At 55.8% G+C, this 18556-nt stretch carries 14 protein-coding genes; 5 read left to right on the top strand and 9 right to left on the bottom strand.

Going from position 1 to position 18556, the window contains the following annotated elements; translation table 11 throughout:
- Positions 1-114 precede the first annotated feature (114 nt).
- The 5 genes from M9H61_RS06430 to M9H61_RS06410 all read right to left on the bottom strand — a co-directional run bounded on the left by M9H61_RS06430 (position 115) and on the right by M9H61_RS06410 (position 3734).
- Positions 115-597, bottom strand: a complete 483-nt coding sequence (locus M9H61_RS06430) for a GNAT family N-acetyltransferase (protein ID WP_250284019.1) — start codon at positions 595-597, stop codon at positions 115-117.
- Between the two features lie 59 nt (positions 598-656).
- The gene (gene aat / locus M9H61_RS06425; protein WP_250284016.1) at positions 657-1304 is read right to left on the bottom strand and encodes a leucyl/phenylalanyl-tRNA--protein transferase; all 648 of its coding nucleotides are present in this window, start codon (positions 1302-1304) and stop codon (positions 657-659) included.
- Between the two features lie 215 nt (positions 1305-1519).
- The gene (gene accC / locus M9H61_RS06420) at positions 1520-2869 is read right to left on the bottom strand and encodes an acetyl-CoA carboxylase biotin carboxylase subunit (RefSeq protein ID WP_068518554.1); all 1350 of its coding nucleotides are present in this window, start codon (positions 2867-2869) and stop codon (positions 1520-1522) included.
- 17 nt (positions 2870-2886) lie between these two features.
- A complete protein-coding gene (gene accB, locus M9H61_RS06415) occupies positions 2887-3336 on the bottom strand; it encodes an acetyl-CoA carboxylase biotin carboxyl carrier protein (protein WP_101247672.1) in 450 nt (149 codons plus the stop codon).
- 11 nt (positions 3337-3347) lie between these two features.
- Positions 3348-3734: a type II 3-dehydroquinate dehydratase gene (locus tag M9H61_RS06410; protein ID WP_101247671.1), complete on the bottom strand. Its 387-nt coding sequence runs from the start codon at positions 3732-3734 to the stop codon at positions 3348-3350.
- A gap of 312 nt (positions 3735-4046) precedes the next feature.
- Here M9H61_RS06410 and thiS point away from each other — a divergent pair, with 312 nt between their 5' ends.
- The gene (gene thiS, locus M9H61_RS06400) at positions 4047-5042 is read left to right on the top strand and encodes a sulfur carrier protein ThiS (protein WP_068518550.1); all 996 of its coding nucleotides are present in this window, start codon (positions 4047-4049) and stop codon (positions 5040-5042) included.
- Between the two features lie 122 nt (positions 5043-5164).
- On the opposite strand, the gene M9H61_RS06395 is transcribed toward thiS, so the two are convergent.
- From M9H61_RS06395 to M9H61_RS06385, 3 genes are all read right to left on the bottom strand, one after another.
- A complete protein-coding gene (locus M9H61_RS06395) occupies positions 5165-5926 on the bottom strand; it encodes a DsbA family protein (RefSeq protein ID WP_068518549.1) in 762 nt (253 codons plus the stop codon).
- A gap of 75 nt (positions 5927-6001) precedes the next feature.
- The gene (locus M9H61_RS06390) at positions 6002-6703 is read right to left on the bottom strand and encodes a hypothetical protein (RefSeq protein WP_250284014.1); all 702 of its coding nucleotides are present in this window, start codon (positions 6701-6703) and stop codon (positions 6002-6004) included.
- A 26-nt stretch (positions 6704-6729) separates the two neighbouring features.
- On the bottom strand, positions 6730-8085 hold the full coding sequence (locus M9H61_RS06385) for a M48 family metalloprotease (protein ID WP_068518548.1): 1356 nt from the start codon (positions 8083-8085) through the stop codon (positions 6730-6732).
- 148 nt (positions 8086-8233) lie between these two features.
- Here M9H61_RS06385 and M9H61_RS06380 point away from each other — a divergent pair, with 148 nt between their 5' ends.
- A complete protein-coding gene (locus M9H61_RS06380; protein WP_250284012.1) occupies positions 8234-9460 on the top strand; it encodes a gamma-glutamyltransferase in 1227 nt (408 codons plus the stop codon).
- A 69-nt stretch (positions 9461-9529) separates the two neighbouring features.
- Positions 9530-10681 (top strand): pyridoxal phosphate-dependent aminotransferase, encoded by a 1152-nt coding sequence (locus tag M9H61_RS06375; RefSeq protein ID WP_206928455.1) that lies wholly within the window; start codon positions 9530-9532, stop codon positions 10679-10681.
- A gap of 70 nt (positions 10682-10751) precedes the next feature.
- On the opposite strand, the gene M9H61_RS06370 is transcribed toward M9H61_RS06375, so the two are convergent.
- Positions 10752-13760, bottom strand: a complete 3009-nt coding sequence (locus tag M9H61_RS06370) for a ribonuclease E/G (RefSeq protein WP_250284010.1) — start codon at positions 13758-13760, stop codon at positions 10752-10754.
- A gap of 742 nt (positions 13761-14502) precedes the next feature.
- On the opposite strand from M9H61_RS06370, the gene M9H61_RS06365 reads away from it, so the two are divergent.
- The gene (locus M9H61_RS06365; RefSeq protein WP_228196551.1) at positions 14503-15690 is read left to right on the top strand and encodes an N-acetylmuramoyl-L-alanine amidase; all 1188 of its coding nucleotides are present in this window, start codon (positions 14503-14505) and stop codon (positions 15688-15690) included.
- Positions 15691-15980: 290 nt separating this feature from the next.
- Positions 15981-18404, top strand: a complete 2424-nt coding sequence (locus M9H61_RS06360; protein ID WP_101247663.1) for a penicillin-binding protein 1A — start codon at positions 15981-15983, stop codon at positions 18402-18404.
- The last annotated feature ends 152 nt before the right edge of the window (positions 18405-18556 follow it).

The raw sequence follows: 18556 nt of genomic DNA, 5'->3' as shown, positions 1-18556 counted from the left end.
TCTGATCGGGCATCGATCAGATTTCAAACAAAAAGGGCGGGTGCCATATGGTGCCCGCCCTTTTTCTGTCTTGGGAAAACTCCCGGAGCAATTTCAATCTGAACAGAACCTGCTCTAGAGTTTGCGATACATCACCAATGCATCGGTTTCGCCAAGGGTCGGGTGCATGAAGGCACCGGGCAGACGGCCGACAATTTCAAAGCCGAGTTTCGGCCATAAATGAACAGCCGCCGCATTGCTGGCGATGACGAAATTGAATTGCATGGCGCGATAGCCAAGCTCCTTGGCGCGGACAAGCGAATCCTCGCACATGCGGCGCGCAATGCCACGGCCGCTGGCCTTCGGGGATGTCATGTAGCCGCAATTACAGACATGCGATCCGCCGCCGCCCTGATTTTGCCGGATGTAATAGGTGCCAACAACATTACCGTCTTCTTCGGCGACCAGCGTCACCTTGTCCGGGGCCATCCAGTATTTGATGATGTCATCGTCGCTCAGATCACTGTCGATGGCATAGGTTTCCCCGGACCGTAATGTCGGGGCGACGATATCAAGAATGGCGGGGATGTCCTGATCGGTTGCGATGCGGATATTCATCTGATGGCTCGTTCGGTGGCGTGGTGGGCGGGTAAATCCGGAACCGCGGGGTTCTGTCCTTAACTATCGCCGCCCGAAAGCGTTTGTTCAAGAAATTCCGGTTCGACCTCGAACGGAAGATTTGCGCGTCCGGCCAATGCCTTGGCCAGTTCATTGCGATATCGTTCGCGCGGAATTTCCAGAACGCCAAACTGTTTGAGATGATCATTCACAAACTGCGTATCCAGAAGGCTGAAGCCCCCTTGGCGCATCAGGGCAACCAGATGAACCAGCGCGACCTTTGATGCATTGGTGGCACGCGAAAACATGCTTTCGCCAAAGAATGCCTTGCCAAGGCTGACGCCATAAAGCCCGCCGACCAGTTCGCCATCTTTCCATGCCTCGATCGAATGGGCACAGCCCATCTTGTGAAGCGCGCAATAGGCTTCAAGGATATTGTCATTGATCCAGGTATCGTCGCGGGTATCGGTCTGTTCGGCGCATGCCCGGATAACGTCGGGAAAGGCACGGTCGACATGGATTTTATAGATGCCTTTGCGCACGGCCTTTTTCAGGCTGCGCGGGACGTGGAAGCCCTCAAGCGGCAATACACCCCGCCATTCCGGGTTGATCCAGTAAAGGGTTGGATCATCATGACTTTCAGCCATGGGAAACAGACCGACGGAATAGGCGCGGATCAACAGATCAGGGGTCAGCTGGTTCGACATGATCGCAGTGATAATTGTTTTTGTCCTGTCTATCTGACGTCAAAATACATATGAGAACGCCGTCATGTCAGACAAGGTGTGATATCAAACATCACGGGATCCATGGTCAAGTCTAGCGGCGCAAGATTAATTATTTAATGCCGGGCAACCTGAAATCACGCCATAAAAAAAACGGGAACCCGAAGGTTCCCGTTTGATGCTTGTATCCGGATCGATCACAGAGTTTTCTTCATGCCCATGAACTTTTCCAGCCAGTGGATGTCATAATCCCCTTTCTGGATGTCCGGGTTCGCCAGAAGCGTCTGGTGCAGCGGAATGGTGGTTTTGATACCGCCAATCGCATATTCGGCCAGCGCACGGCGCAGGCGCATCATGCATTCTTCACGATCACGGCCATGTACGATCAGCTTGGCAATCATGCTGTCGTAATAGGGCGGGATCGAATAGCCGGTATAGATACCGCTATCGACGCGCACGCCAAGGCCACCCGGTGCATGATATTCCTTGATCTTGCCCGGCGACGGGACAAAGGTCTTGGGATCTTCTGCGTTGATACGGCATTCAATGGCATGACCATGAATTTCAAGGTCTTCCTGCTTGAATGACAGTTCAAGACCTGCTGCAACGCGGATCTGTTCACGCACAAGGTCAACACCGGAAATCATTTCCGTGACCGGGTGTTCCACCTGAAGACGGGTGTTCATTTCGATGAAATAGAACTCGCCATTTTCATACAGGAACTCGATCGTGCCGGCATTGCGATAGCCCATGCCGATCATGGCATTGGCAACGGTCGAACCGATGCGTTCGCGTTCTTCCGGTGTCAGGGTCGGAGACGGTGCTTCTTCAAGAACTTTCTGGTGACGACGCTGCAAGGAGCAATCACGTTCAAACAGGTGAACGGCATTGCCATGGCTGTCACCGATGACCTGCAATTCGATGTGGCGCGGCTTGCCCAAATATTTTTCCATATAGACCGCAGCATTGCCGAAGTTCTGCAATGCTTCCTTACGGGTCATGGAAAATGCTTCGGCAAGGTCTTCTTCGCGTTCAACGACTTTCATGCCGCGACCGCCGCCGCCACCCGATGCCTTGATCAGGACCGGATAACCGATTTCCTTGGCGCATTTGCGGGCTTCGTCAACGGTGGCGATTTCGCCATCGGAACCCGGAACGCACGGAATGCCAAGTTTTTCGGCCGTTTGCTTTGCGGTGATCTTATCGCCCATCATGCGGATATGTTCCGCGGTCGGGCCGATAAAGACAAAGCCGTGTTCTTCGACCATGGCTGCGAAATCGGCATTTTCCGACAGGAAGCCATACCCCGGATGGATGGCTTCGGCGCCGGTGATTTCAGCTGCCGACAGGATGGCCGGAATATTCAGATAGCTGTCTTTGGATGCTGCCGGGCCGATGCAGACCGATTCGTCGGCCAGACGCACATGCATGGCGTCCGCATCGGCGGTGGAATGCACCGCGACAGTTTTGATGCCCATTTCACGGCAGGCGCGCTGAATACGAAGCGCGATTTCGCCGCGGTTGGCAATCAGGATTTTGTCGAACATGCGGTTCTTACCCCGGCTTATTCAATAATGATCAGCGGTTCGTCATATTCGACCGGATGACCGTCGGTCGCAAGAATCTGGGTCACTTTGCCCGATTTCGGCGCACGGATCGGGTTGAAGGTCTTCATTGCTTCGATCAGCATCAGGGTCTGACCTTCGGCAACGGTCGACCCGACCGAGATGAACGGAGCCGCACCCGGTTCCGGTGCAAAGTAAACAACACCGACCATCGGTGATTTCACTGCGCCCGGATGGGATGCCGCATCAGACGGCGCCGCAGCAGCGGCAGCAACCGGTGCCGGAGCCGCCGCAACCGGTGCAGCAGGGGCTGCTGCAACCATGGTGCCCTGGCGGGCAACACGAATGCGGTTGTCACCAGCGGCAACTTCAATTTCGGTCAGATTGGTGTCGTCCAGCAGCTCTGCGAGCTGGCGAATGGCGTCATTGTCGATGTTGAACTTGCTCATTTCGATATCTTTTATGATGGTGTGTGGATCAATCCGCGCATGGCATCCAGGGCGTGGTTATAACTCTGGTCGCCAAAGCCATAGATCATACCGTTTGCAGCGTTTGAGACGTTTGACAAAAGTCTTATGGCGTCCCGCTTTTGAATATTGGACAGATGGACCTCGATCATCGGCAAATCTGATGCCCCAATCGCATCGAGGATCGCAACCGATGTGTGCGTATATGCCCCAGCATCGCAAAGAATGCCAGAATCTTCTTGTCGGGTTTCCTGAAACCAGTCAACCAGTTCACCTTTGTTGTTGTCTTCATGGCAGATGGCCCGAAGGCAAACAGCCGTGTCATTGACTTCACATCGATCCTTGATCACGTGCAATGTCATCTTACCCCAGACATCCATTCAGGCGTTTCAAGGGCCGTTTTCCGACCATACGCCCAACTTTTGGTGCTGCGTTTATAACACGACCAAAGTCTGACGCAACGTTGCAATAAGCATCGGCAATGCAGCATTGCATCGCTGCTTTGCCATTATCGAACGCTGTTGCGATGACTTCCGGGGCTTCGGATGTCTGCATGGACAAAGCCGGGCTTTGTCCATAACTGGTCATAACCGGCTCTGCTCATCACAAGACAGCTTGCCTCGGGCAGGGCAGCTGCGCATACTGCGCGGCAATCATGAAGATTTTGATACCACAGGGATTGAACGAAAAAGATGCTTCTGACGATCAACGGTGAAGACCGGACTATCGAGAATGCCGCAAATGTAGAAGAACTGCTGGGCCAGCTGGGCATTGCCGCAACCAAGGTCGCGGTTGAGCGAAATCTCGAAATCGTGCCCAAGACAGCCTATGGGCAAACGGCACTTGCCGATGGTGACAAGCTTGAGATCGTCCATTTCATCGGTGGCGGTTCGGGTGAAGCCGATCTGGCGGCCGCAGATGATGACGGTTTTGTCGTTGCCGGTAAAAAATTCTCGTCGCGTTTGCTGGTCGGGACCGGCAAATACAAGGATTTCGAGGAAACCAAAATCGCGATCGAGGCATCCGGGGCCGAAATCGTCACTGTTGCTGTGCGTCGCGTCAATCTGACCGATCCCAACCAGCCGATGCTGGTCGATTATGTCGATCCGAAAAAATACACCTACCTGCCAAACACCGCGGGGTGCTTTACCGCCGATGATGCGGTGCGGACCCTGCGCCTTGCCCGCGAAGCCGGGGGCTGGAACCTGGTGAAACTTGAAGTATTGGGGGATCAGGCGACGCTTTATCCCAATATGCCCGAAACGCTCAAGGCGGCCGAAGCCCTGATCAAGGACGGCTTTGACGTCATGGTCTATTGCAGCGACGATCCCATTCAGGCCAAGATGCTCGAAGATATGGGATGCTGTGCCATCATGCCGCTGGGATCGCTGATCGGGTCGGGCATGGGGATCCTTAACCCCGTCAATATCGCCCTGATCAAGGAAAATGCCAATGTGCCGGTCCTGGTTGATGCTGGCGTCGGGACGGCATCGGATGCGGCCGTTGCCATGGAGCTTGGCTGTGACGGGGTTCTGATGAATACCGCAATTGCCGGGGCAAAGGACCCGATCCGCATGGCGCGCGCGATGAAGCATGCCATCATTGCCGGACGCGAATCCTTCCTGGCTGGTCGCATGCCCAAAAAGAAATATGCCGATCCGTCATCCCCGCTGGCCGGGATCATCTGATCAGCATGCCATTTGCGTAAAACAAAGGCCCGTTTCGATTTCGAAACGGGCCTTTGTCGTTTTGTTCGGACTGCGCAACGGTGTGACTGCAAATGTTGTCACAATGGCGCAGGGGCGAAAAATCAGGATGCTTCTTCAAGCCCGGTTTTCACCAGCGCATTGACGCGATCCATATCCGCGCCCGATACCATGGTGCCATTGATGATAAAGGCAGGCGTTCCGCTGATGCCGACGGTGCGCGCCATTGCCGCATATTGGGCGATCATGCCGCCGATTTCGGGCGACTGCATGTCTTCGCGCATTTTGGCAACATCGACACCGGCAGACGCGGCAAGCTCGTCAATGCGCGTGTCGTCAAGAAGGCCGCGGTTGGCCATGAAAGCTTCGTGGATTTCCATATATTTGCCCTGCTTGTCGGCGGCCAGTGCGGCGCGTGCGGCCGTGGCACTTTCTTCGCGCAGGATCGGGAATTCAACAAAGATGGTCCGGACTTTGCCGTCATGTTCCTTGGCGATATCCATCACGCCATCAAAGGCACGCTTGCAATAGCCGCAATGATAGTCAAAAAACTCGATCACAGTGACCGGGGCATCAACCGGGCCCAAAGACGGAACCGAGCTGTCAGCCACCAGGGCATCCCAGACCGGGGTGATGGCTTCTGCCTGCTGACGGGCCTTTTCGGTGGCCTGCCAGACCTGAACATTCTGGATGGCGCGCAACAGCACATCCGGGTTTTTCAACAGATAGTCTTCAATCAGGCTTTCGACGGCGGCTTTTTGTCCATCGCTCAGCGTTTCATCGGCCTGCGCAAGCGAAGCACCAAACAGCATGGTCGTGGCAATCGCGCTGCAGCCAAGGAAGCGTTTTACAATCTTGGAATTCATCGGGTGTCCTTCTGTGACTGTGGCCGCTTATGGCCTGACGGTTAAGAGTTGGTTCTGTGATACGGGATCAGGCCGCTAACGGGAAAGTAAAATATGCGTTAGATAGGTGATCCCACTCACAGAAGGTTTATGGTCGCGACCCGGAACAATCCCGATCCAGACAAGGCGAACCTCGTCGCTTCTGGCGTCTGGCCAGTACCGGCGATAAAGGGTCGAAAGATCAAAATATTCGCGCTGCCATTCACCATATTGAACCGATGGCTGTCCGACGGGAATGCGGACAAGCTGGTCAATTGCCGGTTTGCCCGATCCAAGATCGCTTTCCCGCCAGCTTCCCTGACGTTGTCGGCGAAATCCGAGTTCCAATTCAATGTCGCCAATCTGGGCCGTGCTGTTGAATTGCCAGTCAAATGACAGATATGGCGAGGCCAGAACGATAACATTGGTCCGGCGTCCGAATTCAAATGATCCAAGCCCCGGACGGGCAGCCAGCGCAATGCGGCCATCCTTGTCAGACCATTGTAATGGCAGATCCGACGCTGACGCCGATGCAGATATTCGGCTCAAATCCGGGCTTGCGTAGGGTTTCTGATCAACGGTCCAGTAGCGCGGCGGATGATCAAGCGAAAAGGGCGCGTATAGAAGTTTCAGATCACCACCAACATCAACCCCGGCCCCCGGAAGGGCACAGGCCGTGATCTGGCTTGTTGCCATCACCAGTACCCAAACGCCCAAAAAGCGTTTGAGAACCGGAAATGTTTTGAAGATTGCGGACATTGGCGCGAAATGCGGCCAAGGCCCGATCACTTCGGTGCGTCCTTACCGGGTTTTCCGTCCGGATTGGTGGCCTGCAAGATATCCTGTGCACGCAACCAGGCGGCCGATCCCTTGTCGAGTTTACGGTCGGCCTGAACGGCGTGGTAGCTTGCTGCCTGACGGTCGCCGGTCAGAAGGCTGTATTCAGCCTGCGACAGCGATGCTTCACCTTCATTGCCCAGACGGTTTTCGACAATGGCGCGGAAACGCCATGCTGATGCATTGCCGCGTTCACGTGACAACACGCCCATCAGGTTGGTTTTGGCAGCTTCGAGATAGCTGTTATCGCCGGTTTCAATCATCGCATGCGCCAGCAACAGACGGATCAAAGGCGCACCGTTTGACAGTTCTGTTGATTTTTCAAGCGGGGCAATGGCTTCCTGCGCCTTGCCAAATTCCAGCAGAACCTGACCTTTAAGTTCTTCGAAATACGGGTTGTTCGGTTCAACCGCGATCAGGTTTTCGATGATCTCAAGGGCAGGGGCCAGTTCGGAATTCTGGTAATAGGCAATGGCACGCGCATATTGCCCGGCGACGCTGGTGTCGCTTTCGGGATAGGTGCGCAACGTATTTTGCTTTTGATTGGTAAAGGCATAAAGTTTGGCGCGCATCCGTGCATGACGTTCATACAGATCGTCACTGACCTTGGCGTCTTTCAGCGTTGAATTCGCAACATAGTTTTCGAGAAACTCGACACGTTCCGTGGTCAGCGGGTGGCTTCGCATATAGGGGTCCTGGCTTGCCGTACTCAGCAATTCCTGACCTTCAAGCGTTTCCATGAATTCCATCATGCCGCGCGCGGAAATGCCCGCCGCCGTCAGATATTTGACACCGGCCTGATCAGCACTGCTTTCCTGGGTTCGCGAATATGCCAAAAAGTTTCGGGTGGCGATATTCTGCCCACCCAGAATCGCTGCGGTACCGACATCAGACCGGCCTGCGGCCACACCGGCAGCAACGCCCGCAATGGTCGAAAGGATTGAAATTGCCGATGCGTTGCGCAACTGATCATGTACGCGCGAAAGGTGCCCGCCGGTTATGTGACCGGTTTCGTGGGCCATCACCCCGATAACCTGTTCGGGAGTCTCTGCTTTTAACAACAGCCCAGTATTGATAAAAAGCTTTTGGCCACCGGCAACAAATGCGTTCAAGCTGTTGTCAGAAACGATATAAATGGACACACCATTCGGATCGAGCCCCGCCGCTTTGAAGATTGGCGTAGCATAGAGACGAAGGGTTTCCTCGATCTCGGTATCGCGGATAAAAGAACGACCCTGCGCCAAAACCGTGCTAGGCAGGGCAACAAGGAAAATGGCAGTGAGAGTAATAATGCGTCTGAGCAAAATGTGCGTTCCATATTTTCGTTCGACTGATGTCGGTTCAATGCCGACGCGCAAGCCATCATGGCGGATCGCGTTCGCAATCGCAATGACTGCCGGTCTTGCTGCCTGCAGTAGTACTAATACAGAAAATCTTGGTCAAATAGGGGCAGTGACCGGATATTTCGGTGGTGTGGTCGCAGATGAGCCACGCGCCGTCCGGGTTGCACGGGATGTTCTGTCGGCTGGCGGGACGGCGGCGGATGCCTCTGTTGCGCTTTACGCGACCATGACCGTGACCAAACCGTCAGTCGCCGGGATCGGCGGTGGTGGGGTGTGCGTTGTGCATGAACGCGAAGCCAAAAAAGTCGAAGTTCTTGATTTCTGGCCCCGTCCGGGCACGCGCACCAGCGCAGGCCAGACCGCAACGACCATCCCGGCCGTGCCGCGCGGTCTTTATGCGCTTAGTGCGCGTTTCGGGCGTTTGCAATGGGCGTCGCTTTTGAGTGCGGCGGAACAATATGCCCGCCTTGGCGTGCCGGTTTCACGGTCGCTGGTCAATGACATCGAAGCCAATCGCGACCGCATCGAAGCAAGCCCGGCCTTGCGCGAAACCTTTATGCCGAATGGTAAATTGCTCGAAGTTGGTGATCGCATCCGGTCTGTGAACCTTGCGGCCCTGCTGACGTCGCTTCGGGTCAAGGGGCCGGGGGATTTCTATAACGGGGCGCTTGGTGCCGATATTGCCGCCGCGGTCCAGAATGCTGGTGGTACGCTGACGGCTGATGATTTGCGCAACTATCGCCCGGAATGGAAATCGGCGACCGAGGTCAAACACGGTAACGAAATCCTGTATCTGGCCTATCCGCCACGTGCGACGACGGCACCGGCGGTGATTTCAGGTGGCAGTGATGTGGCCGATATCCTTAATCGTTATCTTGCCGATATTGATGCCCGAAACATGGCCGGACAGCCGATGTCGGGTCGCAGCGGCTTTGTCGTTGTTGACCGCGCGGCCAATGCCGTGGCCTGCATGACCACCATGAACACGCCGTTTGGCGCCGGACTTGGTGCCGATGCGTTTGGCTTGAACCTTGCTGCCGGTGATGCGGCACAGGCGGCAACGCCGCTGATGGGGCCGGCTTTGATGGTGAACCCCTTTGTCTGGGAATATTATTACGGCATTGCCGGAACCGGGACGCCTGCCGGTGCAACCAAACAGATTGCCACCATGGCAGAAGACCTGATCGGTGCCGGTGCTGCATCGGGTGTTGCGCTGAATTCCAGTGGCACATCGTCGGTCAATGTCATTCGTTGTCTTGAAGGTGTGCCACCCCATCCCGAAAGCTGCCAGTTTGTTGCCGACCCTGCCGGCGGCGGCATGGCGGGCGTGCGATAACCACACCATTTCCACAGGGCAGGGTCATCCTGCCCTGTTGCTTTTGATCAATATCCAGGACCCCACATAATGGCTTTGAAACAATCACAGCGCGGGGCAATTTCGCCCTTTATTGTTATGGATGTGATGCGTGCCGCCAATGCGCGCGAAACCGAAGGAAAAGCTGTTTACCACCTTGAAGTCGGCCAGCCCGGGACACCCGCACCACGCAAGGTACGCGAAGCAGCCGCCAGGGCACTTGATGCCGATCTGATCGGTTACACCAATGCGATGGGCATTGACCCCCTGCGCGAAGCCATCGCCGGGCATTACAAAACCAAATTCGGCGTGTCGGTTGATCCATCGCGTGTATGCGTTGCCAGCGGATCGTCATCAATCTTTGTTCTGGCCTTCCTTGCGGCGTTTGATGCCGGGGATCGGGTGGCGATGGCTGCACCGGGCTATCCGGCCTATCACAACATCCTGAGCGCGCTTGGCATTGAAACAGTCAATCTGCCGGCAGGCCCCGAAACCCATTATCAGCCGACCGTGCAGATGCTGCGTGATCTCGACGAGCCGATTGATGGTCTGATTGTTGCCAGCCCGTCCAACCCGGCAGGCAGCATGATTGATGTTGAAACCTATCGCGAACTGGCGGCCTATTGCCGCGAAAACGGCATTCGCCTGATCAGTGACGAAATCTATCAGGGCATTTCATTTGGCGATGTCGCCGAATGTACCGCCCTTGAATTCGGGGATGAGGCGATCATCATCAACAGCTTCTCGAAATATTTTTCCATGACCGGCTGGCGTCTTGGCTGGGCGATTGTCCCGCCTGATCTGATGCGGGCAGTCGAATGCTTGCAGCAGAACCTGTTTATTTCAGCCCCGGCTCTGTCACAGATCGCGGCTGTCGCGGCCTTTGATTGCGAAGACGAACTTCAGGCCAATATCGCGGCCTATGCGCGCAACCGTGAAATCCTGCTTGATGGTCTGCCCAAGGCCGGTTTCACCAAATTCGCCCCGGCGGATGGTGCGTTCTATCTTTATGCCGATGTGCGCGAACTGACCAAAGACAGCGAAGCATTCTGTCGCCAGATGCTCGAAGAAACCGGCGTCGCCACCACACCGGGCACCGATTTCGACCGGATGCGTGGCAAGGGTTATGTCCGCTTCTCGTTCGCGCACAGCGAAGCAACCATGATTGGTGCGGTCAAGGCGTTGCAGAACTGGAAACGTTAACCGCGTAACGCCTGTAACGAAAAAGGGCTGCCCGACGGGCAGCCCTTTTTATTTGTCTGTAGCTAGGGTCTTAGCGACCAAGGCTCCACCAGCCGCGTTTTTTCGGCTTCGGCTTTTCGTCCTTGGCCGGTTCAGCGGCCGGGGCAGCTTCCGGGGCCGGGGTGGGCGCAGGAGCCGGTGCCTCGGCTTTGGCCGGTTCGACCGGCTTCGGAGCTGTCGGCTTTTCAGCTGGGGCTTCAACCTTTGGTGCCTCGGCTTTCGGGGCCGGTGCCGTTACTTCTGCCGGTGCGCTGGCCGGGGCCGCTGCGGCGTCCGGTTTGCTCTCGGCAACCGCTTCGGGTGCCGGGCCGGTCTGGATCGGGATGTTTTTGACATCGCCGCGCTCGTTGCTACCTTCGCCACGTTCCGGACGGCTGTTGCGATCACGGCGATTACGACGGTTGTCGTTACGATCGCGACGCGGACGGGCCGGGGCCGGGGCGGTGGTGTTGCGGGTACGACCGGCGCGGACACCTTCCTGATCAAAGCTGTCAGCATCCTGACCTTCGCTTTCGGCGTCGATCACGGTGTTTTCTTCGGAACCGTCCGGTGCTTCGTGATCACGGTTGCGGCGTGCTGCCGTCAGGGCCGGATCATCATTGGGCGACCGGGTACGGTTACCGTCAAAGTCCTGACGACGCGACCGGCGACGACCCCCTCGCTTGCCGCGACGACGGCGTTTGCGGTTGCTGTCTTCGTCATCATCATCAGATCCGTTGCGATCCGAACCATCAGCATCTTCGGCGTCGCTATCTGTGGCGTCCTGCTGGTTTTCGGTACGATCATCACGATCATCGTTACGACCACGACGGCGGCGGCGACGGCGGCGGCGTTTGCCACCCTGATCGTCATCATCACCGCGGACGGTTTCTTCTTCTTCGTCGTCGGCTTCAACCGGGCTTTCAATCGCCGTCAGGGAAACACTGTCGGTATTGAGAACCGGTGCAGCTTCTTCCTGCTCGTCACCTTTTTTCGCACGGGTGCGTTCAATGCGGTGATCGGGCGAAATCAGGCTGTCATCGCCAAAGATCATGACGGTAAAGCCGTAACGCTGTTCGATTTCGGCCAGCGAATCACGTTTGCGGTTCAGGATATAAAGCGCAACTTCGCTTGCGACATGAACGGTAAGCGCCCCGGACCGGCGACGCATGCCTTCTTCCTCGATCACGCGCAGCAGATGCAGGGCTGCACTTTCGATCGAACGGACAAGGCCGACACCACGACAGTGCGAGCAAACCTCGAACGCGCTTTCAACAAGCGACGGACGCAGGCGCTGACGCGACATTTCAAGCAGACCAAACGGGCTGATGCGGCCAATCTGAAGACGCGCACGGTCATTGCGCATGGCTTCTTTCAGCTTGCGCTCGACCGATGCCTGGTTGCGGTGGTCTTCCATGTCGATAAAGTCGACAACAATCAGACCGGCAAGGTCACGCAGGCGCAACTGGCGTGCCAGTTCTTCGGCCGCTTCAAGGTTGGTCTTGTAAGCGGTTTCTTCGATATTGCGTTCGCGGGTCGAACGGCCGGAGTTCACGTCAATCGCGACCAGTGCCTCGGTCGGGTTGATGACGATATAGCCACCGGATTTAAGCTGTACGACCGGATTGAGCATCGCATCAAGCTGGCTTTCCACCTGGAAACGGTGGAACAGCGGCACGCCCTGATCCTTATAGGGCTGCACACGCTTGGCATGCGACGGCATCAGCATCTTCATGAAGTCTTTGGCAACCCGGTAACCGTCGTCGCCTTCGACCAGAACTTCATCCACATCACGCGCATAAAGGTCGCGGATCGAACGTTTGATCAGATCGGCTTCTTCGTAGATCAGGCAAGGCGCCTGGCTCTGAAGGGTGGTTTCGCGAATACGATCCCACAGACGCATCAGATAATCGAAGTCGCGCTTGATCTCGGCCTTGGTCCGTTCGGCACCGGCGGTGCGAACGATCACGGCCATGCCGTCCGGAATCTCCAGCTCGGCCAGAATGGATTTCAGACGCTTGCGGTCCTTGGCATTGGTGATCTTGCGCGAAATGCCGCCTCCACGCGGGGTGTTGGGCATCAGAACGCAATAACGGCCAGCCAGCGACAGGAAGGTCGACAGGGCAGCGCCCTTGTTGCCGCGCTCTTCCTTGACGACCTGAACCAGAATGATCTGGCGGCGTTTGATGACTTCCTGAATTTTGTAGCGTTTCTGAAGCTGACGGCTATGCGACTCAACGAATTCGTCGGTGTCGTCGCCGCCAAGATCTTCGATCTCTTCTTCTTCGGTGCCGGCATCGGCAGACGGTGCGTCTTCTTCGCTGTCGTCACCGTCGGCGTCGACATCAACGCTCAGTTCTGCGACGTCCGCCGACATGGCAGCATTGCCGCCCGACGGGTAATTGTCGTCATCAGAACCGCCATCGGTGTCTGCATTGGCATCACCCGATGCTGCTTCGTCAGAAGACGCATCGCTTGCCGCTGCGTCGGCATCGTCGGATTTTTTGCGACGGTTGCGCGTGCGACGGCGGCGCGGCTTGGTTTCTTCTTCATCAGAAGAACCCGCACCATCAGATGCGCCATCCGTCGGATTGGCTGCATCGGCATCAACCACGGTTTCCCCATCAGTCGCATCTGATTCTGATGCGTCCTCGGTTTCGTCCTTGTCCTTTGCGCGCGGTTTGCGGCGCGAACGCGAACGGGTCGATTTCTTTTCTTTTTTCGGGCTGTCGTCGGTTTCGCCAATATTGTCTTCGACAATTTCGGCGTCCTTGACCTGTGCGCCACCCTGGCTCAGGGCTTCGCGGTCGGCAACCGGGATCTGGTAATAGTCGGAATGGATTTCACTGAAGGCAAGAAAACCGTGGCGGTTTCCGCCATAGTCAACAAAGGCCGCCTGCAACGACGGTTCTACTCGCGTCACTTTGGCGAGATAGATGTTACCCTTGATCTGTTTTTTGGTCGATGTCTCGACGTCGTATTCTTCTAGGCGATTTCCATTAATAACAACGACGCGGCTTTCTTCCGCGTGCGTTGCATCGATAAGCATGCGTTTAACCATTCGGAACCTGTTCCTGGAGGTCCCGCCAGTTCAATGCTACGCGCATTGCTGCGCTGATATGCAAACAAACCGGCGTGACCGGAGGCGCCGTCCAATAGGGTCGCGATATGTCCTGTATGTCTCTGGTTCATCGCGTGTCGGCTGCTCTTCCGGTTCGGACCTGGTTTTGATGTTGAAACAAAAATAGGTTGCGTATTTTCGAGCGCGCCAAGGCAGCCTTTTTCAGGAGGGCTCTATCGGGAGCGGGAATTGCCGCGTCACCGAGACACCGACCGTAAGAACTGGTCTAGTCGCGTCCTCAGCCTGGTGGCGTTTAAGTTTCATACCACAAAGCATAGGAATCTCGGGTGCAACATATCCGGTTTATTCGCCTGCGACAAACAGTTTTGTTGCATCATATGACGACTTTCTGACAGTGATCCGTCAAAAGGCGAAGAATTCCGCGCAGTTTCGCCTTTGGCGATTAAATGCGGGCAAATCCATGAAAATGCGATGTTTTTGCCCGGTTGGCGATTTAACGGGATGGGCCAATGGCCGCAAAACGCGTCTTTGGAACTTCTTGCTTTGGTCAATTGCCCGTTAACCAACGCATTGCTATAAGCGACTATCTCACCTTTGGCAGGGTAACCAGGCACAAGCACGACAGATGAATTCACCGCATGCAAACACATATTCCCATGTGCGATCTGCTTCGTTGTCTTCGGGTTTTCAAAAACTCGCAAGACTTGCGATCGCATTGTTTTTGCTGCTGTTTTCAGTCCAGCTTGTAACATCGACTGCCAATGCACAGGCGGCAAAGGTTCTGGGGGCGCGTCTGGGCGTCTATCCTGATTATACCCGCTTTGTCATCGATCTTGATCGCGATGTCGAATTTACCTATTTCCTGCTGCCTGATCCCTATCGCATCATCATTGATATGCCCGAAATCGATTGGAGCGCCCCGCCCGGCAAGGTGACATCGGGCGGCGGGCTTATTTCGGGATTGCGCTATGGCCTGTTCAAACCCGGTACGTTCCGTGTCGTTCTTGATGTTGCCGAACCGTCACTGGTATCCAAAATTTTCGCATTGCCGTCATCAGGCGGCAAACCCAACCGTTTGGTCGTCGATCTGAAACCGGCAAAACGCGACGCCTTCCTGACGGCGTCACGCGAAAGCATGGAAGCCTATTCCGCACGCAGCCGCAATGACACCAGCGCCACAGAACAAAGTGTGGATGTGGCGGTCAAATCCGGTCGTGGCGGCGATGAAAAGCCGCTTATTGCGATTGATGCCGGTCATGGCGGTGTTGATCCGGGCGCCATCGGGGTTGGCAATGTCTATGAAAAGGACCTGACGCTGGCCGCGGCCCGGCAGCTTGCCGATACGCTGACGGCATCGGGGCGCTATCGCGTGCTGTTGACACGTGACAAGGATGTCTTCCTGAAACTGCGCCAGCGCGTTGAAATTGCCCGTAAAAACGGTGCCGATCTGTTCATATCACTGCATGCGGATTCAATTGCCAATCCCAAACATCGCGGTGGATCGGTTTATACCCTGTCTGAAAACGCATCGGACAAAGAAGCCGCCGCCCTGGCGTCAAAGGAAAACAAGGCCGACGTGATTGCCGGTATTGATCTTTCCGATGAAAATTCGCTGGTGCAAAGCATCCTGATCGATCTGGCCCAGCGCGAAACCATGAACCTGTCGGCAACGCTTGCCGCCAACATGGTCAGTCAACTGTCCAAAAGCATCGAACTGCAACGCAGAACTCATCGCTTTGCCGGATTTGCCGTTTTGAAGGCGCCTGATATTCCGTCGGCCCTGTTTGAAATGGGCTATCTGTCCAATGCGACCGATGCCAAACTGCTGCAAAGCCCGGCCCATCGCAAAAAGATTGCCGAGGCCGTCTTGCGGGCAATTGATATCTATTTCGAAAAGCACAAATTCTAGCAGCGGTGTTCACGGGAACTGCATTCCCTGAACGCTTCCGGTCTGCTCCGTTTGCCGGCATCGACATTTTTTTAAGCGGGCAGATGGTCAGTCATATGCAGGTTTTGCTAAACTAAAAGTTCCCTTAAGTGAGAGCTGTCACAACCTCGTCACTTTTTTGCCGCTATAATAGTGGTTAGTGCGGGGATCGCCCTGCGGGAAACGGTTATCCGTTGGGACATTGCATTTCTGATGATTGTGCATGAATATGCGCAACCTCAGGCCAACAAAACGAAAAAAGACCTGCTTATATGCGCATTTTACTTAGTATTTTCGGCTTTCTGTTTCTGATGGGGATCGCAGGCGGCGCCGGCGTTCTGGCGATTTTCTGGCATTTTGGTCAGGACCTGCCCGATTACACCCAGCTTGAAGATTACGAGCCGGAGGTCATGACACGTGTTCATGCATCTGACGGTGCGCTGATTGCAGAATATGCACGCGAAAAACGTGTCTTTGTGCCGATCACCGCCATCCCGCACAAGGTGATTGATGCCTTTGTTGCGGCTGAGGACAAAAACTTCTTCTCCCATCCCGGGATTGATTTCGCGTCTGTTTTGCGTGCGGCGGTTACCAACGTTGTCAATATCGGTACCGGTCGCCGTCCGGTTGGCGCATCGACCATCACCCAGCAGGTCGCCAAGAACTTTCTTCTGACCAACGAAGTGTCCTATGAACGCAAGATCAAGGAAGCAATCCTGTCTTTCCGTATCGAACGGGCATTTTCCAAGGAGCATATCCTTGAGCTGTATCTGAACGAGATTTATCTGGGCAGCGGGGCGTATGGTGTTGCGGCGGCGTCGTTGCGCTATTTCGACAAGTCGCTTGATGAGCTTAATATCGAAGAAGCAGCCTATCTTGCCGCCTTGCCAAAGGCGCCTTCGAATTACCATCCGGTCCGCAACCATGACGAGGCAAAGGCACGTCGCAACTGGGTCATCGGCCGGATGCTTGAAGAAAAATACATCACCGAGGCCGAAGCACAGGCCGCATGGTCTGCGCCGCTTGAAGGCAAATCCCGTGAATCGGTGGATACCTATCAGGCTGATTTCTTTGCCGAGGAAGTCCGTCGCCAGCTTGTTGATCGTTACGGCGAAGGTATGCTCTATGACGGTGGTCTTTCGGTGCGATCGACCGTTGATCCGCGCTTGCAAAGTGTTGCCGACAAGGCCCTGTTTGACGGGCTTGTTGCCTATGACCGTCGTCATGGCTGGCGCGGGCCGATCACCCAGATCGATCTGAATGACAATTGGCAGCAGAAACTGCGCGAAGTCGAAACCCCGGGCGATATTCCCTGGGATATTGCGGTTGTGCTTGGCACTGATGCCAATGAGGCGACCCTTGGCCTTAAATCGGGCGAGCAGGGCCGCATTCCGTTGCGCTTCCTGACATGGGCACGGCCTTGGCAAAAAGGTCAAACCTTGGGGCCTGTGGTCAATCGTCCGTCTGATGTTCTCAAACCCGGTGATGTGGTTTACGTCAAACATTTCGCCGAACTTGATGGCGAAAAACTGCCGCCAAATACCTATGGCCTGCGCCAGATCCCCAATGCCAACGGGGGCCTGGTGGCGATGGACCCGCATACCGGTCGCGTTCTTGCGATGTCGGGCGGCTTTTCGCACGATCTGTCGAAATTCAACCGCGCAACCCAGGCCCGTCGTCAGCCGGGCTCGGCCTTCAAGCCGTTTGTCTATCTTGCGGCCCTTGATCAGGGCTTTACCCCTTCGACCCTGGTGCTTGATGCGCCTTTCGTGATCGATCAGGGGCCGGGACTTGGCAAATGGAAACCGGGCAACTATAGCGGCAATTTCTATGGTCCTTCGACCATGCGTCTGGGGATTGAAAAGTCGCGTAACCTGATGACGGTGCGTCTTGCCCAGACCATCGGGATGCCGATTGTTGCCGATTATGCCGAACGGTTCGGTATTGTCGATGATCTGCCCGAAGTTCTGTCCATGTCGCTTGGTGCGGCGGAAACGACTGTCATGCGCCTGACCGCGGCCTATGCCGAACTGGTCAATGGCGGCAAGAAAATCACACCGACCCTGATTGACCGTATTCAGGACCGTCGGGGCAATGTGATCTATCGTCGGGACGAACGTGATTGCGCCCAGTGCCAGGACGTTGCCTTCCGCAATCAGATGCCGCCTGATCTTCCCGATACCCGTGAACAGCTGACCGACCCGGCAAGCGCGTTCCAGATGGTCCATATCATGGAAGGCGTGGTGTCGCGCGGCACGGGCCGCACGATTGCCGAACTCGGTTATCCGCTGGCTGGTAAGACCGGCACGACCAACGATTCACGTGATGCGTGGTTCGTCGGGTTCTCGCCTGACCTTGCGGTCGGTGTTTATGTCGGCTTTGATGACAACCGTTCCCTTGGTGACAAGGAACAAGGTGCCAGTGCCGCAGCCCCGATCTGGAAGGAATTCATGCGCGGTGCCCTTGAAGGCACCAAAGCCATTCCGTTCCGCACCCCGCCGGGCATTCGCATGGTCCGCGTCGAAGCGCGTACCGGCATTCCGGCCCGTCCGGGTGATCAGGATGTGATTTGGGAAGCTTTCAAACCCGGAACCATTCCGGCATCGAATGACAATGTCATTGATGGCGGCTACAGCGGTGTCGGCGGTTCTGACAGTGGCAATGGCGCGGTTTCAGGACCCGGCGGCATTTACTGACGGATTTGCTGACCGGCTGATCTGGCCTGAATGAAGACATCCAAAACCCGGCAGGGAAATCTTGCCGGGTTTTTGCATGGTTGCAGGGGTTTCAACCGCGGCAAAAACTGCTATAAGCTGCGCCGAGTTTGCCGCAGCCGGTTTGTCCAAAC

The sequence above is a fragment of the Thalassospira sp. GO-4 genome, assembly GCF_023588965.1.
Classification (GTDB): domain Bacteria; phylum Pseudomonadota; class Alphaproteobacteria; order Rhodospirillales; family Thalassospiraceae; genus Thalassospira; species Thalassospira povalilytica.
Note: the sequence above shows the minus strand (reverse complement) of the source record. Positions and strands in the feature narration are given on the sequence as shown.

Coding starts and splice junctions, on each gene's coding strand:
- M9H61_RS06375 (WP_206928455.1), top strand. CDS start 9,530: ATGGCTTTGAAACAATCACAGCGCGGGGCAATTTCGCCCTTTATTGTT.
- accC (WP_068518554.1), bottom strand. CDS start 2,869: ATGTTCGACAAAATCCTGATTGCCAACCGCGGCGAAATCGCGCTTCGT.
- M9H61_RS06430 (WP_250284019.1), bottom strand. CDS start 597: ATGAATATCCGCATCGCAACCGATCAGGACATCCCCGCCATTCTTGAT.
- accB (WP_101247672.1), bottom strand. CDS start 3,336: ATGAGCAAGTTCAACATCGACAATGACGCCATTCGCCAGCTCGCAGAG.
- M9H61_RS06390 (WP_250284014.1), bottom strand. CDS start 6,703: ATGTCCGCAATCTTCAAAACATTTCCGGTTCTCAAACGCTTTTTGGGC.
- M9H61_RS06410 (WP_101247671.1), bottom strand. CDS start 3,734: ATGGATGTCTGGGGTAAGATGACATTGCACGTGATCAAGGATCGATGT.
- M9H61_RS06370 (WP_250284010.1), bottom strand. CDS start 13,760: ATGGTTAAACGCATGCTTATCGATGCAACGCACGCGGAAGAAAGCCGC.
- M9H61_RS06360 (WP_101247663.1), top strand. CDS start 15,981: ATGCGCATTTTACTTAGTATTTTCGGCTTTCTGTTTCTGATGGGGATC.
- M9H61_RS06395 (WP_068518549.1), bottom strand. CDS start 5,926: ATGAATTCCAAGATTGTAAAACGCTTCCTTGGCTGCAGCGCGATTGCC.
- thiS (WP_068518550.1), top strand. CDS start 4,047: ATGCTTCTGACGATCAACGGTGAAGACCGGACTATCGAGAATGCCGCA.
- aat (WP_250284016.1), bottom strand. CDS start 1,304: ATGTCGAACCAGCTGACCCCTGATCTGTTGATCCGCGCCTATTCCGTC.